14 protein-coding genes and 1 tRNA gene are annotated in these 16,546 nt (G+C 65.8%); 13 read left to right on the top strand and 2 right to left on the bottom strand.

The window, feature by feature from the left end:
• Positions 1–7: 7 nt before the first annotated feature.
• The 13 genes from AC1RQP_RS02025 (at position 8) to AC1RQP_RS02085 (ending at position 15,101) form a co-directional block, all read left to right on the top strand.
• A complete protein-coding gene (locus AC1RQP_RS02025) occupies positions 8–1,123 on the top strand; it encodes an alpha/beta fold hydrolase (RefSeq protein WP_492935734.1) in 1,116 nt (371 codons plus the stop codon).
• 141 nt (positions 1,124–1,264) lie between these two features.
• The gene (locus AC1RQP_RS02030; protein ID WP_492935735.1) at positions 1,265–3,298 is read left to right on the top strand and encodes an NAD(+) synthase; all 2,034 of its coding nucleotides are present in this window, start codon (positions 1,265–1,267) and stop codon (positions 3,296–3,298) included.
• Positions 3,299–3,335: 37 nt separating this feature from the next.
• Positions 3,336–3,719, top strand: a complete 384-nt coding sequence (locus tag AC1RQP_RS02035; protein WP_492935736.1) for a GrlR family regulatory protein — start codon at positions 3,336–3,338, stop codon at positions 3,717–3,719.
• 106 nt (positions 3,720–3,825) lie between these two features.
• Positions 3,826–5,079, top strand: coding sequence for a DUF1236 domain-containing protein (locus tag AC1RQP_RS02040; protein WP_492935737.1), 1,254 nt, complete (start codon positions 3,826–3,828; stop codon positions 5,077–5,079).
• A gap of 453 nt (positions 5,080–5,532) precedes the next feature.
• Positions 5,533–6,348 carry a sugar phosphate isomerase/epimerase family protein gene (locus tag AC1RQP_RS02045; protein ID WP_492935738.1) on the top strand — a complete coding sequence of 272 codons (816 nt, stop codon included), beginning with the start codon at positions 5,533–5,535 and terminating at the stop codon, positions 6,346–6,348.
• A gap of 28 nt (positions 6,349–6,376) precedes the next feature.
• Positions 6,377–8,014: an ABC transporter substrate-binding protein gene (locus AC1RQP_RS02050; RefSeq protein ID WP_492935739.1), complete on the top strand. Its 1,638-nt coding sequence runs from the start codon at positions 6,377–6,379 to the stop codon at positions 8,012–8,014.
• A 1-nt stretch (position 8,015) separates the two neighbouring features.
• Entirely contained in the window at positions 8,016–8,999 is a 984-nt protein-coding gene (locus AC1RQP_RS02055; protein ID WP_492935740.1) for an ABC transporter ATP-binding protein, read from the top strand.
• Positions 8,996–9,982 carry an ABC transporter ATP-binding protein gene (locus tag AC1RQP_RS02060; protein ID WP_492935741.1) on the top strand — a complete coding sequence of 329 codons (987 nt, stop codon included), beginning with the start codon at positions 8,996–8,998 and terminating at the stop codon, positions 9,980–9,982. Before AC1RQP_RS02055 ends, AC1RQP_RS02060 begins: the two co-directional genes overlap by 4 nt.
• Positions 9,982–10,911, top strand: a complete 930-nt coding sequence (locus AC1RQP_RS02065) for an ABC transporter permease (RefSeq protein WP_165935806.1) — start codon at positions 9,982–9,984, stop codon at positions 10,909–10,911. Before AC1RQP_RS02060 ends, AC1RQP_RS02065 begins: the two co-directional genes overlap by 1 nt.
• A complete protein-coding gene (locus tag AC1RQP_RS02070) occupies positions 10,908–11,870 on the top strand; it encodes an ABC transporter permease (RefSeq protein WP_492935742.1) in 963 nt (320 codons plus the stop codon). The genes AC1RQP_RS02065 and AC1RQP_RS02070 overlap by 4 nt, the downstream gene beginning before the upstream one ends.
• Before the next feature lie 248 nt (positions 11,871–12,118).
• Positions 12,119–13,969 (top strand): dihydroxy-acid dehydratase, encoded by a 1,851-nt coding sequence (gene ilvD, locus AC1RQP_RS02075; protein WP_492935743.1) that lies wholly within the window; start codon positions 12,119–12,121, stop codon positions 13,967–13,969.
• Between the two features lie 221 nt (positions 13,970–14,190).
• The gene (locus AC1RQP_RS02080) at positions 14,191–14,514 is read left to right on the top strand and encodes a hypothetical protein (protein WP_492936363.1); all 324 of its coding nucleotides are present in this window, start codon (positions 14,191–14,193) and stop codon (positions 14,512–14,514) included.
• 497 nt (positions 14,515–15,011) lie between these two features.
• A tRNA-Ser gene (locus AC1RQP_RS02085) sits at positions 15,012–15,101 on the top strand.
• 283 nt (positions 15,102–15,384) lie between these two features.
• Here AC1RQP_RS02085 and AC1RQP_RS02090 read toward each other — a convergent pair.
• A complete protein-coding gene (locus tag AC1RQP_RS02090; RefSeq protein ID WP_492935744.1) occupies positions 15,385–15,993 on the bottom strand; it encodes a sll1863 family stress response protein in 609 nt (202 codons plus the stop codon).
• A gap of 186 nt (positions 15,994–16,179) precedes the next feature.
• A complete protein-coding gene (locus AC1RQP_RS02095; protein ID WP_239623629.1) occupies positions 16,180–16,425 on the bottom strand; it encodes a hypothetical protein in 246 nt (81 codons plus the stop codon).
• Between the last annotated feature and the right edge of the window lie 121 nt (positions 16,426–16,546).

A 16,546-nucleotide genomic window follows, 5' to 3' on the forward strand; every position in this document is an offset into this window, starting at 1 on the left:
GGTAGCCATGGTGGAGAGGACCGCCAAACAGCCACGTGGACCAGGGCATGGCCCTGACGATCCACGGCTGTGGCCGTTTGCGGCGGCGCAGCTCGCGATGGATGCCTGTTTCTGGTGGCTGGAGCGCGGACCCGCGAAGCAGGGTGAGAGCAGCCTGCCATGGACGACGCCCAACAGCGTTGCCCTGGAGCTCGCAACGATGCAGCTGCGCGATTGCTCGCGGACCCGGTCCGGCCAGCCGGCGCTGGTCTGCGCCCCCTATGCGCTGCATCGGGCCCTGATCGCCGATTTTGCGTCAGGCCATAGCGTGGTGCAGTCGCTGCAAGAGGGCGGTGTCGACAGGGTCTATGTCACCGACTGGCGGTCGGCCACCCCCAGCATGCGCTATCTCTCGATCGACAGCTATCTCGCCGACCTCAACGTCGCCATCGACGAGATCGGTGCGCCGGTCGATCTCGTCGGCCTTTGCCAGGGCGGATGGCTGTCACTGCTCTATGCGGCGCGCTTTCCAGCCAAGGTGCGGCGGCTGGTCCTGGTCGGTGCTCCCGTGGACTTGTCGATCGATTCCTTGCTCTCCCGCCTCGCCCGCAACGCGCCCGAGATGGTCTACGACCAGCTCGTCTCGCGCGGCGGCGGCAATGTCAGCGGCGAGGAGATGTTGCACTTTTGGTCCAAGGCGCCGAGCCGCGACGATATCGTCGCGGCTTTGCAGCGGGATCTCTCGGACGAGCAGGGTGCCGCGCTGCTCGCGCGCTTCGACCGCTGGAACGCCGAGACGCTCAATCTGCCGGGCACTTACTATCTCGAGATCGTCAACGGAATTTTCCGGGAGAACCGGATTGCCGGGGGCAGTTTCGTCGCGCTCGGCCGCCCGGTTCATCTGAAGGACGTCAAGACGCCAATCTTCCTGCTGGCCGGGCTCGACGACGATGTGGTGCCGGCGGCTCAAGCGCTCGCCACCGCCGGGCTTGTCGGCACACCGCCAGCCTTCATTGAGGCGGCTTCAGAGCCGAGCAATCATCTCGGGCTGTTCATGGGCGCGCGCACCCACGCGCATGTCTGGCGCCGGATCGCCGGGTGGCTGCGCGACGATCTGCCCGGCGTACTCGCCCGCAGCGCCTGAGCTCGCCGGCGCCGGGCGGGCCGCCCTGCAAGTCCGTTATGCATGCCGGGGGATGGCTCGCACGGGACCCGGTCGATGGGCTACATAGGATCCGGGGCTGAACGGCTTCGCCAGCGAAGAGATTTAAGGGTACTGCGCTCGATGACTTTCCACTCGATCTACGCTCACGGATTTGCGCGCGTGGCGGCCTGTGTCACCACGTCCCATGTCGCCGATCCCACGGCCAACGCCAAGGCTGTCCTGGCAGCGGCCGAAGCCTGCCACGAGCAGTCGGCGGCGGTCGCGGTCTTTCCCGAGCTGTGCCTGTCCGGCTATGCGATCGAGGACCTGGTCAAGCAAGATCCGCTGCTCGATGCCGTCGAGCGCGGGCTCGCCGCGATCGTTGAGGCTTCCGCGGGGCTGATGACGGTCCTGATCGTCGGGGCGCCGCTGCGTTTTGGTCATCGCATCTACAACTGCGCTGTCGTCATCCATCGCGGCAACGTCCTCGGCGTGGTGCCGAAATCTTACCTGCCGACCTACCGCGAGTTCTACGAGGGACGGCATTTCGCCTCCGGCGCCGGCATCGCCGGCGAGACGATCGCCTTCGGCGGCCTGCACGCCCCGTTCGGCGTCGATCTCCTGTTCGCCGCCGAGGACGTTCCGGGCCTCACCATCGGCGTCGAGATCTGCGAGGACATGTGGATCCCGGTGACGCCGGCTTCGGAGCTCGCGCTCGCGGGTGCGAGTGTTCTGATCAATCTTTCCGGGAGCCCGATCACGATCGGCCGTGCGCGCTCGCGCGCGCTGCTGTGCCAATCCACGTCGGCGCGCTGCCTCGCGGCTTACGTCTATGCGGCCGCCGGGGCAGGGGAATCGACCACGGATCTCTCCTGGGACGGCCAGACCTCGATCTTCGAGAACGGCGTGCTGCTGGCCGAGGGCGAGCGATTCCGCCAGGGCGGCCAGATCACGCTGGCCGACGTCGATCTCGACCTGCTCAGGCAGGAACGCGCCCTGATGGGGACGTTCGACGACAACCGGCGGCAGCGCGAGGCCTTTTACCGCAAGGTGACATTCGCGCTGAAGCCGCCAGCCGCTGACATCGGCTTCCTGCGCAAGGTCGAGCGCTTTCCGTTCGTGCCGAGCGACGAGAGCCTGCTCGAGCAGGATTGCTACGAGGCCTACAACATCCAGGTCGCCGGGCTCGTGCAGCGCATGCGCGCGACTGGTACCAAGCGCGTCGTGATCGGCGTATCCGGCGGCCTCGATTCCACCCATGCATTGATCGTGGCAGCGAAGGCGATCGATCTGCTCGGCCTGCCACGCGAGAACATCCTGGCCTACACCATGCCGGGCTTTGCCACCGGCAGTGAGAGCAAGACCCATGCGCTGGCACTGATGCAGGCGTTGCGGACGAGCTGGCAGGAGCTCGACATCCGCACCACCGCAACCCAGATGCTGAAGGACATCGGTCATCCCTTCGGCAAGGGCGAGAAGATTTACGACGTCACCTTCGAGAACGTGCAGGCGGGCCTTCGGACGGATTACCTGTTCCGGCTCGCCAACCATCACGGCGGCATCGTCATCGGAACCGGCGATCTCTCCGAGCTCGCGCTGGGCTGGTGCACCTATGGTGTCGGCGACCAGATGGCGCACTACAACGTCAATGCGGGCGTGCCGAAGACGCTGATCCAGCACCTGATCCGCTGGGTGATCGCATCCAGGCAGTTCAGCGACGACGTCAACCGGACGCTTGGTTCGATCCTGGCCGCTGAAATATCGCCCGAGCTGGTGCCGGTGCAGCCCGGCGAGAAGCCGCAGAGCACGGAAGCGTCCGTCGGGCCTTACGAGCTGCAGGACTTCAACCTGTTCTACACGCTGCGCTTCGGCATGCGCCCGTCCAGGATCGCCTTCATGGCCTTCCAGGCGTGGAAGGACGTCGCCAAGGGCGAGTGGCCGCCGGCATTCCCGAATGATCGGCGCAAGGCCTATGATCTGCCGGAGATCCGCCGCTGGCTGGACGTGTTCCTGCGCCGCTTCTTCGCGTTCAGCCAGTTCAAGCGCTCGGCCATGCCGAACGGGCCGAAGGTCTCGGCCGGCGGCTCGCTGTCGCCGCGCGGCGACTGGCGTGCGCCGTCGGATTCGAGTGCGGCCGCTTGGCTCGAGGATCTCGAACGGAACGTGCCGAACTGATCGGCGCGGCCGATCGGCATTGTTGGGAGACGATCTGATGTCGGCCGGGGATCGAACGCAAACGAGTGAGGGGGCCAAGGTCACCAACGGCCTCTACATTTTCGACATCGAGATGCGTGATGGCAAGCGAGGGCGGGCGAGAGGCGTGGTCGTGCTCTGCGAGGGCCGCATCATGGGCGGCGACAGCTATTTCTACTACACCGGCAGCTACACCTTCCGGAACGGCAAGTGGCGTGGCGACATGACCGTCAACCAGCACACCGAAGCGGTCGGCAGGACGCTTGCATTCGGCGGCAGGGAGGTCACCTGCGGCTTTTCCGGTGACTATTTTCCCGGCGGTGCGGAGGTCGAAGGCATGGCACTGGTCGGCAAGACCAGCGTGACGTTCACGGCGCGACTGACTCTCAAGGATGCGATGTGAGCGCGGCCTGATCGGCTCGCTGGTGAAACGCTACGTTCCCACTCAGGAACCTTCGCAAGGACAGAACGTTCGCGTCTGTTGTTGCGAATTGTTGAGGAGAGGGACCATGCATAAACACTTGATGCTATCGACTGCGGCCATCGGACTCATGCTCGCATCCGGATTCGCCTACGCTCAGGCGCCCGGTGAGCGAAGGGACGAGCCGAAACGAACCGAGGAACCCGCGAAAGGCGCTGCGCCGCAGCGCGGTGGCGCGGCCCAAGGCGCTCAAGAGCGCGTTCAAGAGCGCGCGCAGGGCGCTCAAGAGAGACTGCAGGGAGCGGGACGCGAAGAGAAGGGCGGTGCCAACGACGACAAGCGTCAACCGGCCGCGGCTTCCGAGCGCGATCAACCGAAGGCGAAGGATCAGGCACAAGAGTCTCGTGAACCTTCACGCGATCGCAACCGCGAGGCTGAGAGCGCGAAGCCGGGACGCGACAGCGGCAAGAGCAGTGCGGAGACGAAGCAGGACAAGTCAGCGCCGCAGAAATCAACCGCCGAGTCCGAGAAGTCCAGGACCGCCCCAACTGCTCAGCAGAACGAGCGCGCGGGAGCTGCGGCCAACCAGAACGAGCGCAACCAGGCTCAGCCGCCGCGCAATGCCGCCGAGCAACAGCAGCCGGCGCAACAGACCAACCGGCCGGCAACCGCGACGGATACGAGCCGGACGGCTCCGGCCAACAATGCGCAGACCGCGCCCGGCACATCGGGCACGCAGACCAATCAGGCCAATCAGACCACCCAGACCAACACGCAGGTCAATCAGCAGGCCCAGGTGACGACCGAGAAGCAGGTGCGGATCTCCGAAACGATGAGCCGGACACGCCTCGCGCAGCCGGAGCGCAATCTGAACATCTCGATCCGGATCGGCGAGACGATTCCGCCGCGCGTACGTCTCCACCGGCTGCCGCCCGAAATCGTCTCGATCGAGCCCGAATATCGGGACTACGAATATTTCGCAACGGACGACGAGGTGGTCATTGTCGAGCCCCGGACGCATCGCATCGTCAGCCAGGTGCCCCGCGATCCGTCGCGGGCGCGTGCACAAATGGGCGGCAGCGCATCGTCGAGCATGGCGGCGGCCGGCGGAAGCCCTTTGAACTGCCAGATCATGCGGCGTGACGCCTCGGGCAATGTCGCCCAAGCGGAACCCTCGACCGTTGGCTCGACTGCGCGCACCGATTCCTTGAGCGTGACGGTCCAGATGCCTGACGGCGGCTCGTCCGCGCCGATCGCGCTCGGCGCTCCCGCGGGCAACATCGTGGTCGCAACGCAAGGGCAGGGCGACTGCACGGTGACGATTGAGCCGCAGACGCGCTGACAGCGACGACGCTGAAACGACAACGCGCCGCCCGGCGGAAACCAGCCGGGCGGCGCGATTGCGTTCGATGTCGAAAGTTTCGAGGTCCGGAGTGCCTAGGAGTCCGGACCTCGTCACCTTGCCCCAGCCTTAGATCCCCCGCCCCATGTGGTCCCCCAACCCCGAGGTGCGCGATCAGAAGGTGATGCCTCTTGAAGTGCCGCCGATCGATGTCGCGCGATGTACGCGAGATCTGAATAGGATTCAAATCCGGATCACTACGGACACGATTGAACTTGCTGCTGCGGGAATCTGCAGATGCCTGCATTGACGGCAGCACCGCTGCTCAACATCGTTGCTTGCAATGCGCAGGATGTCCACATCTCGTTAGCGCCGCCGAAGACACATTCACGGGCCTGTCATTGAACTGGTCTAGCGCTGCTCCCGTCATCGCCGACAGTCAAGGAGCAAGCCATGTCGAAGCCGGTGCTGGGCGCCGCATTGTCCATCAAATCGATCCCCGCGCATCGCGACTGGCTTCTCGAACGGCAGCGCGATCTCGAGATCCAGGATTTTTTCCGCGCCGATCTGCTCGACAGCGATTGGCGGAGCACGGCGGGCGACATCAAGCAGATGCTTTCCGGCCATACCGGCCGGCTCGGCATCCACGGGCCGTTCTGGGGTTTCAAGATCGACAGCCACGATCCGATGATCCGCCAGGCGGTGACCAAGCGCCTGCTTCAGGGCCTGGATGCCGCCGAGTTCCTCGGCGCGACGCAGATGGTGATCCACTCGCCGTTCACGACGTGGGATCACAACAATCTCGATCTCTATCCGGAGAGCCGCGGCAACATCGTCGAGCGCGTCAAGGCGACGCTGGCCGAGGTGATTGCGCGCGCTGAAACCATCGGCTGCGAGATCGTCATCGAGAACATCGAGGACAAGGATCCGCGCGACCGCGTGCGCCTCGCCAGGGCGCTCGAAAGCAGCAAGGTCCGCGTCTCGCTCGACACCGGGCACGCCAACTACGCGCATGTCTCCACCGGAGCGCCGCCGGTCGACTACTATGTCGAGACAGCCGGTGACATGCTGACCCATGTGCACCTCCAGGACACCGACGGCTTTGCCGACCGGCACTGGGCCCCGGGCGAAGGCAATATCCCGTGGGTCGCCGTGTTCCGCGCCCTGGGCCGTCTGACGTCAAATCCGCGGTTGATCCTCGAACTCCGCAATCACGACGACGTCCGCGCCGGCGCAGCCCATCTCGCCGCGCTCGGCCTCGCCGAATAACCGTCATCACAAAGGCAGGGTCATCATCATGAGCAAGCTCACCCGTCGCAGCATCCTGAAATCCGGCGGCGTTGCCGCAAGCACGCTGCTGCTCCCGCGCTTTGCGATCGCGCAAGGCGACAACCGTCCGTCGGTCACGATCGCCGTGCAGAAGGTCACCAACTCGAACGTGCTCGACGTGCTGCGCGAGCAATCCAATGTCGGCGAGCGCGTATTCTTCTCCTCGGTTTGGGAGGGCCTGATCTCCAAGAACTGGCGTGGCAGTCTCGAAGCCGTGCCCGGCCTTGCCACCGAATGGCGCCGCATCGACGATCAGACCGTGGAGGTGAAGCTGCGCCAGGGCGTCAAATTCCACAATGGCGACGAGCTGACGGCAGAGGACGTCGTCTTCACCTTCAGCCGCGAACGCATGTTCGGCGAGACCGAGGCCAAGAACCGCTCCACGATCAAGGCGTTCGAGAAGATCCCGACGCCGCGGCCGGGCAAGGAGCTGCCGCCGGATGTGCCGGCCGTCGCCCGCCGCATCTGGCCGGACCTCGTGCGCGTCGATGCCGTCGACAAGTACACCGTGCGCTTCTACAACGCGACGCCCGACGTCACCATCGAGGGCCGGCTGTCGCGCTACGGCTCGGACATCATGAACCGCCGCGCCTGGGATGAGTCTGCGAGCTATCTCGACTGGGCGCGCAAGCCGATCACCACCGGCCCCTACAAGGTCGTCGAGCTCAAGCCCGACGTCTCGCTCACGCTCGAAGCCCACGACGAATATTGGGGTGGCCGTCCGCCGCTCAAGCGCATCCGCTTCCTCGAAGTGCCTGAAGTCGCGAGCCGCATCAATGGTCTGTTGTCGGGCGAATACCAGTTCGCCTGCGACATCCCGCCGGACCAGATCGCCGGCATCGAGAAGAATTCGGCGTTCGAAGTGCAGGGCGGCACCATCCTCAATCACCGCCTGACCGTGTTCGACAAGAACCACGCCCAGCTCGCCAATCCGCTGGTGAGGCGCGCGTTCACCCATGCGATCGACCGCCAGGCCATCGTCGACAGCCTGTGGGCCGGCCGCACCCGCGTGCCGAAGGGCCTGCAGTGGGAATTCTACGGCGACATGTTCAATGCCGACTGGAGCGTGCCCGCGTATGATCCCAAGCTTGCGCAGGATCTGCTCAAGCAGGCCAATTACAAGGGCGACCCGATTCCCTATCGTCTGCTCAACAATTACTACACCAACCAGGTCGCGACCGCGCAGATCCTGGTCGAGATGTGGAAGTCGGTCGGCCTCAACGTGCAGATCGAGATCAAGGAGAACTGGTCGCAGATCATGGAGCGTGGACCCGCGCGTGCCGTCCGCGACTGGTCGAACTCGGCCGCGTTCAACGATCCCGTGTCCTCGCTGGTCGCCCAGCACGGGCCGAACGGCCAGCAGCAGCAGATCGGCGAATGGACCAATGTCGAGCTGAACAAGCTCTCGGAGTTCCTGGAGACCTCGACCGACCGCGCCGCGCGCAAGAAGGCGTTCCGCCGCATGCTGGAGATCGCCGAGCGCGAAGACCCCGCCTACACGGTGTTGCACCAGAACGCGACCTTCACCGCCAAGCCGAAATCGATCAAGTGGAAGGCATCTCCCGCCTTCGCGATGGATTTCCGCGCCGGCAATTTCGAGGCCTGACGTGCCGCAGCTGGTCAGCATTGCAGGCCTGAGCGTCGCCTTCAGCGGCGTGCCGGTCCTGCGCGGCGTCGATCTCACCTTGGAGAAGGGCGAGGCCCTCGGCCTCGTCGGCGAGTCCGGGTCGGGCAAGTCGGTCACATGGCTCGGCGCGCTGGGCCTCCTGCCGCGCCATGCGCAGGTCTCCGGCTCGGTGCGACTCGAGGGACGAGAGATCCTCGGCGCGCCGTCCGCCGAGCTCGATCGCGTGCGGGGCGGACGCATTGCCATGATCTTTCAGGATCCGGCGAGCGCGCTCAACCCGGTGCTGACCATCCGCAAGCAACTCTGCGAGGCGCTGGCGCTGCATCGTGGTCTCTCCGGCAACGCCGTGAAAGCGGAAGCGCGCCGGCTGCTCGATCTCGTCGGCATTCCCGACGCGGCGCGGCGGCTCGAAGCCTATCCGCACGAATTCTCCGGCGGCCAGATCCAGCGCATCATGATCGCGATGGCGCTCGCCGGAAATCCCGATCTCCTGATCGCGGACGAGCCGACCACGGCGCTTGACGCCACCATCCAGGCCCAGATCCTGGAGCTGCTGTCCACCGTCCGCCGCGAGCTCGGCATGGCGATGGTGCTGATCAGCCACGATCTCGGCGTCGTCGCCGAGAATTGCGACCGTGTCGCGGTGATGTATGCCGGCCGCATCGTCGAGCAGGCGCCCAGCAACCAGCTGTTCGCCGATCCCGTGCATCCCTATGCGCAGGGTCTGATCGGCGCGCTGCCGCCGCTCGATGGACCACGCCGGCGTCTCACCGCCATTCCCGGGACGGTGCCTGATCCGGCGCACATGCCGAGCGGCTGCGCCTTCGCGCCGCGCTGCACGCTGGCGGCCGAGCCGTGCGGCCTTGCCGCTCCTAGCCTGGCGCCGATCGCGGATGACCGCAGCGTCGCCTGCATCCGCACCGAGACCTCGCGCCGCGCGCTGCTTGGGGTCGCGGCTGAATGAGCCCGCCGCTCGTCGAGGTGTCCGCGATCTCGCGCAGCTATGCCATGCGCTCCGGAATGTTCGGCCGCAGCACGGCCGTGCACGCGGTCGATGGCGTGTCGCTCACGATTGCCAAGGGCGAAACGCTGGGTCTCGTCGGCGAGTCCGGCTCGGGCAAGTCGACCACGGGACGCATCGTGCTCGGCCTCGAGCCGCCCGATAAGGGCGAAGTGCGCTTCCAGGGCAAGCCGATGGCTGCTGCCGGGACGGCCGCCTGGCGCGCGCAGCGGGCACGCATGCAGATGATCTTCCAGGATCCGCTCGGCGCGCTGGATCGGCGCCTGCCGGTGGCGACGCAAATCCGCGAGCCGCTGGACATCCATGGCCTCGGCACGCCCGCCGAGCGCGAGGAGCGCGTCCGCGAGTTGCTGCGCGCCGTCGAGCTGACGCCGGCGCATGGTGCGCGCTATCCCGGCGCACTGTCCGGCGGCCAGCGCCAACGTATCGTGCTGGCGCGGGCGCTCGCCACCAAACCTGATTTCCTGGTCTGCGACGAGCCGGTCAGCGCGCTCGACGTCTCGATCCAGGCACAGGTGGTGAACCTGCTCGCCGATCTTCAGGCCCGGCTGTCGCTGACGCTGCTGTTCATCAGCCACGATCTGCGCGTCGTCAGGCAGATCAGCAATGTCGTTGCCGTGATGTATCTCGGCCGCATCGTCGAGATCGGCAGCGCCGACGACCTGTTCGCGCGGCCCGAGCATCCCTACACCCAGGCGCTGGTCTCCGCATCGCCGGCACCGGGCCGCCGCAGCGCCGGCCGCATCGTGCTGTCGGGCGATCCGCCCAATCCTGCTGCGCGACCTCAAGGCTGCGCCTTCCATCCGCGCTGCCCGCGCGCCGTCGCGCGCTGCGCGAGCGAGGTACCGACACTCGCGGTCGTCGGCGGCAACAGGCAGGTCGCCTGTCATCTCGTCGCGGGCGCCGCGACACGGGACGCAGCCTGATGGGACGCTATTTCGCCATTCGGATCGGGCGCGCGGCGCTGACGATCGTGCTCGTCGTCACCTTCGCCTTCGTCGTGCTTCGCCTCTCCGGCGATCCCGCGCTGATGATCCTGGGGCCGGAGGCGCCGCCCGAGGTGCTGGCCGCCTTCCGCAAGGCCTGGGGCCTCGATGATCCCATCTGGTTCCAGTATCTCGACTATTTCAGCGCCATCGCCAAGGGCGAGCTCGGCCGCTCCATGCGCGACGGACGGCCCGCGATCGAGCTCGTGCTGGAGCGCATCCCGGCCACGCTGGCGCTGACCTTGCCGGCCTTCTTCTTCAAGGTCGCGCTCGGCGTTCCCGCCGGCATCTACGCCGCGCTGCATCGTGGCTCGGCGATCGACCGCGCCGTGATGATGACGGCGGTCGCCGGCTTCACGGTGCCGAGCTTCGTGCTCGCACTGCTGCTGGTGCTCGTCTTTGCCGTGCAGCTCGGCTGGCTGCCGTCCGGCGGGCAGGACAGCTGGCGCCACGCCATCCTGCCGATCGCAACCCTTAGCCTTGGCGGCGCTGCGGTGCTGGCGCGCTTCACCCGCAGCGCGATGCTCGAAGTGCTCGGCCAGCCCTATATCCGAACCGCCTCGGCCAAGGGCGTGCCGTGGCGCAGGGTGGTGACGTCACATGCGCTGCCGAATGCGGCGATCCCGACCGTCACCATTCTCGGCTTCATGGTGGGCACGCTGATCGCGGGCGCGGTCGTGGTCGAGAGCGTGTTCGCCTGGCCGGGGGTAGGGCGCCTGCTGGTGGTCGCCGTCGCCAATCGCGATCTCGCGGTCGTGCAATGCATCCTGTTGCTGGTCGCGATGACGATGGTGACGTCCAACCTGATCGTCGACTTCCTCTACGGCTTCCTCGACCCGCGGCTGCGCGCGAAAGGAGCCCACGCATGACCGACGCGACGCTGAAGGACACCGAAGCGTTTTCAAGCGAAGTGGATACCGGTTCGCGTAAAGAAAACGCGTCAAAACTAGAATCTGGAGCCCCGTTCCGATTTCATCGGAACGGAGGGGGCTCTGGCGTTCGTCGCCGTGTCGGCCTGCCGGCAATTCCGGTCTCCGTCGCGCTTGCGGTCGCCTGGATCATCGCGATGCTGCTGATCGCGGCATTCGCGGAGAAGATTGCGCCTTACGGCTTCACCCAGCTCGACCTGCGCAACCGGCTGGCCGCGCCCGGCAACGCGGCGCATTGGCTCGGCACCGATGAGCTCGGCCGGGACGTGCTGTCGCGGCTGCTGGTTTCCATCCGCATCTCGCTGCTGATCGCTTTCGGCGCGACGGCGATCTCGGCGATCGTCGGCACCACGCTGGGATTCCTCGCCGCTCATTTCCGCGGGGCCGCGGAGCAACTCGTGCTGATGCTGACCGACTTCCAGGCCAGCATGCCTTTCCTGATCATGGCGCTGGCCGTGCTCGCCTTCTTCGGCAATTCGCTGCCCCTGCTAATTGGCCTGATGGGCCTGTTCGGCTGGGAGCGCTATGCCCGCATCGCGCGCGGCCTCGCCATCTCCGCCAACGTGCAAGGCTATGCGGCGGCGGTGCGCCAGCTGGGGGCGACGCCGTCACGGATTTACCTCCGGCATATCCTGCCCAACATCGCCTCGACCCTGATCGTCTCGACCACGCTGGTCTTCCCCGAAGTGATCCTGATGGAATCCGGGCTGTCCTTCCTTGGCCTGGGCGTGCAGCCGCCAATGACCAGCCTCGGCAACATGGTCGGCTATGGCCGGGAGTACCTGACCCGGGCGCCCTGGATCATGCTGGCCCCGGCCACCACGATCGTCGTCACCACGCTGGCGGTCTCCGTGATCGGCGACTGGCTGCGCGACCGGCTCGATCCGACGTTGCAGTAAATGCTCCGTCATGGCCGGGCTTGTCCCGGCCATCCACGTCTTTGCCGCGCAAAACCAAGAACGTGGATGCCCGGGACAAGCCCGGGCATGACGGCTGAGACCGCCTGTGCCCCCTCGCCGGGAGCAGGGGAGCCCTGTCATGCCCAAGTTCCCGTTGCGCCCCGCCACCCCGTGCGCTATCCGGCCACAAAGGCCTGAGGCGGCACCAGATTTTCCCGCCCCGGCCCAACCCGAGGACGGAAACCGCCATGCCAGCCTATCGCTCCCGCACCACCACCCACGGCCGCAACATGGCGGGTGCCCGCGGCCTCTGGCGCGCCACGGGCATGAAGGACGCCGATTTCGGCAAGCCGATCATCGCGGTCGTCAACTCCTTCACCCAGTTCGTGCCGGGTCATGTCCATCTCAAGGACCTCGGCCAGCTCGTGGCCCGCGAGATCGAGCAGGCCGGCGGCGTCGCCAAGGAGTTCAACACCATCGCCGTCGACGACGGCATCGCCATGGGCCATGACGGCATGCTCTACAGCCTGCCGTCGCGTGAGCTGATCGCCGACAGTGTCGAGTACATGGCCAACGCCCACTGTGCCGACGGCCTCGTCTGCATCTCCAACTGCGACAAGATCACCCCGGGCATGCTGATGGCCGCGCTGCGGCTGAACATCCCCGCCGTGTTCGTCTCGGGCGGCCCGATGGAGGCCGGCAAGGTCAAGCTGCAGGGCAAGACCAAGGCCGTCGACCTCATCGACGCCATGGTCGCCGCGGCCGACTCCAAGGTCAGCGACGACGACGTCAAGGTGATCGAGCGCTCGGCGTGCCCGACCTGCGGCTCCTGCTCGGGCATGTTCACCGCCAACTCCATGAACTGCCTGACCGAGGCGCTTGGGCTTGCGCTGCCCGGCAACGGCTCGGTGGTCGCGACCCATGCCGACCGCAAGCGCCTGTTCGTCGAGGCCGGCCACACCATCGTCGATCTGGTCCGCCGTTACTACGAGCAGGACGACGCCAGCGTGCTTCCGCGCAACATCGCCAACTTCAAGGCGTTCGAGAACGCGATGACGCTCGACATCGCCATGGGCGGCTCGACCAACACCGTGCTGCATCTCTTGGCCGCCGCCCATGAAGGGCAGGTGGCGTTCACCATGCAGGACATCGACCGGCTCTCGCGCCGCGTGCCCGTGCTGTGCAAGGTCGCACCGTCGGTCGCCGACGTGCATGTCGAGGACGTGCACCGCGCCGGCGGCATCATGGGCATTCTCGGCGAGCTCGACCGCGCCGGGCTGATCGACACCACGGTCTCGACCGTGCATGCGCCGACCATGAACGAGGCGCTGGAGCGCTGGGACATCAAGCGCACCAAGAGCGAGACGGTGCGGACCTTCTACCGTGCTTCGCCCGGCGGCATCCCGACCCAGGTCGCCTTCAGCCAGGAGCGCCGCTACGATGAGCTCGATGCCGACCGCGAGAAGGGCGTGGTGCGCGACCTCGCGCATGCCTTCAGCAAGGACGGCGGCCTCGCGGTGCTCTACGGCAACCTCGCGCAGGACGGCTGCATCGTGAAGACCGCCGGCGTCGACGCCTCGATCCTGAAATTCTCAGGCCCCGCGCGCGTGTTCGAAAGCCAGGACGCGGCGGTAGACGGCATTCTGGGCGGCAAGGTCGTCGCCGGTGAGGTCGTGGTCATCATCTACGAAGGCCCGCGCGGCGGCCCCGGCATGCAGGAGATGCTGTATCCGACCAGCTATCTGAAATCGATGGGCCTCGGCAAAGCCTGCGCGCTCGTCACCGACGGCCGCTTCTCCGGCGGCTCGTCCGGCCTGTCGATCGGCCATCTGTCGCCGGAAGCCGCCGAAGGCGGCAACATCGGTCTCGTGCGCACGGGCGACATCATCGCCATCGACATTCCGAACCGCAGCCTCACGCTGGAGGTCTCCGACGAGGAGCTCGCCAGCCGCCGCGCAGCGGAAGAGGCGAAGGGCGATGCCGCCTGGCAGGCGACGGGCCGCAAGCGCAACGTCTCGACCGCGCTGCAGGCTTACGCCGCGCTCACCACCAGCGCCGCGCGCGGCGCGGTGCGTGAGGTCAAGCGCCGCTCGAACTGAGCGCACGCTGCGTTTGCGCGGCACGCAGATGGTCAACGAGTTCTGAACGGCCGGCGAAAGCCGGCTGTTCGCATTAAGGATGCCTCGACGAAGTTCGGCAGCCGAGGATATTGCGGCGTATACTGCGGCACCTTCGCAAATCCATTTCGGGCAACTGGGGCACCACCACAATGTCTCGTACTCTCGCCGTCGTCTTCTCGACTGCCGTCGCCGCGGTTTCCATGACGGGCGCAGCCTCCGCCGGCTGCTACAATTGCTACGCACCGCCGCCGTGCCAGACCTGCTATCAGCAGCAATACGTGCCGCCGCAATACCGCAGTGTCGACGAGACCGTGATGGTGTCGCCGGGCGCCGTGGTCGCGCACCGCACGCCGGCGCAGTACCGCACCGTGATGGTGCCGCAGACCGTGATGGTCGCGCCCCCGGGCGTCCAGTACGAGCGCATCCCGCCGCAATACGCCACGCGCCAGCGCGTCGAGATGGTCTCGCCGGGCTATTCCTACTACGCCCCGGTGCAGATGGGCTGCGCGTCCTGCGGCTACTGAACCGACGCGGAAGAGCATCACGCGGCGCTCCCCTCGGGGGGCGCCGCTTTCCTTTCCGGTGCTGCTTCGGAGCGCGAACAGGCAGAACTTCCGTGATCGCCGGCGCAACAGGATCGCTGACACGGATGCGCCCGATCCGCAGGCCGCGGGAAACAGCAACGCCGCCTGCTTGAAATATGGCAGGCGGCGTTGCTCCAGCCCCAGGGAGGGAAATGCAAAATCCCCGGTGAACGATAGGTCTGCATGGCGCGTGCCAAGGGTTCATGTGCCAGCCTGGGACAGCCATCGAGCCTATTGGGGGGATATGCGCACCGTTTCCGTCGGCGCTGGCGAACGCCGCATGTTGATCCGTCTCAGTGATGGGACAATCTGTTCAAGAACGGGATTGCCCCGCCTCGGCCTGATCATGCGGGAGCGGCGGCGCGGTTCAGGACCAGATTATTCGTTCGCCTTGCGTTCAACGCCACCATTGGCTAAGTGCTTGAGCCCGCTGACGGGGAAGGGTGGCCGAGTGGTTTAAGGCACCGGTCTTGAAAACCGGCGTGCCCGCAAGGGTACCGTGGGTTCGAATCCCACCCCTTCCGCCAAAAAATCAGCAAGATCAGGCGCTTGAGCTGAGCGTTCCTGCCGGAGCACAACCGGACGGTACAGCTCTTTTCGGTGCGGCCGCGACAGCTGTCGATATTGTCGCTTGGCTTCTGCGTGTGGGTGATGCTGGCAACCACATCAGGCTTGGCAAAAGAGACGCAGTTATGTTGAGAAGCCCGCCAGCGTAAATTGGCGGGCCTCGAAGCAGACTTCGCTCCAGGTCTTGAACTGTCCCTAGGTCTTCTCCCGCACTTCCGGCAGGCGACTTGGGGCAGAGCGACTTCAGCTCTTCGTATTGGCGCCCTTCAGCGCATTCCATGCGGTCTGGTTTGCTTGATCGAACGACTTTCGGGATTCGGCGAGCGCGGCGCTCAGGACGGACCAGGATTCACTGCCGGCCTCCTTCAGCTTCTGCAGACGTGCTTCGGCTTCGGACGCGTCGGATTTCATCTGCTTGAGTGCGGCATCGACGTCGGCCGTGCGGGCCGTGGCCACTTTGCCCGCGGCCTCGCGGAATTTGTCCGCCGCTTCGCGCCAGGCCTTGGCCTGTGCCGCCGCAACGTCGCCGAACGTGGCCTGCTGCTGCTCGAGCTGCTTGCCCGCGGTTTCGAAGAAGGTCTTCACCTGGGCTTCAAATCCAGCCCATTGCTTTTCCAGGTCTGTCTTGGCGCCCGCCCAGGCGGCTTCGCCCGCTTCCGCCTGCGTCTTGAGCAAGGCCTGAAACTCATCGCGCCGCTTCTTCAGGTCCGACAGGAGTTGATCAATCTTGACCTTGGACTCGGCCTTGGCCTCACCGGCCTTGACCTCGAAGGAGGCCAATGCGGCATCCATTTCGTCGATCCGCTCCTTGGCCCAATTGAGGTAAAAATGCACGCTGCTTTGTTGTGACATGGCCGCCTCCGTTTACTTGCCGAGGTCAGAATTCCAGAGCTCGGGCTGGCCCGTATTGACCTGTCTCAATGACCTTGTGGTCTGAAGCGCCGGCGAGCGGTCGGTGACGCACTTTATCCTAGCGCAAAGGAGGAAAAGCGCGCCAGGAACGCCATCGAATTTGAGAGATTAGCCTGACCGGAAGCTTCACAGCGGGCAACGCATGTTCTTCTTCTTCTCGAACCGGCTGGGATGTCTCGGCTCGCTGCTGATCTCCGGCTTGATCACTGTGGCGCTGCTGTTCCTGTTCGGGATACTCCGGTTTTGATCCTCACCATTTCGGCGCTCTCCGCCTTCGAGATGTCGTTTGCTCAGCTTCAGGAACTTGGTCCCGTCCGGTCTGTTGTTCGAACTCTCGACCACATGGAGAGCATCCTTGGAAAGGACCATCATCGGAGAATTCGACACGCGTCGTGGTGCCGAGCTTGCGGTTGAGCACGTCGTGCAGGAATGCGGCAACGGCCGTTGCGCTCCGAACCGCGATCGTGGGAACCCCTTGAGCGTCCAACGCGTT

It is taken from the genome of Bradyrhizobium sp. GW821-FHT13H06, assembly GCF_058803975.1.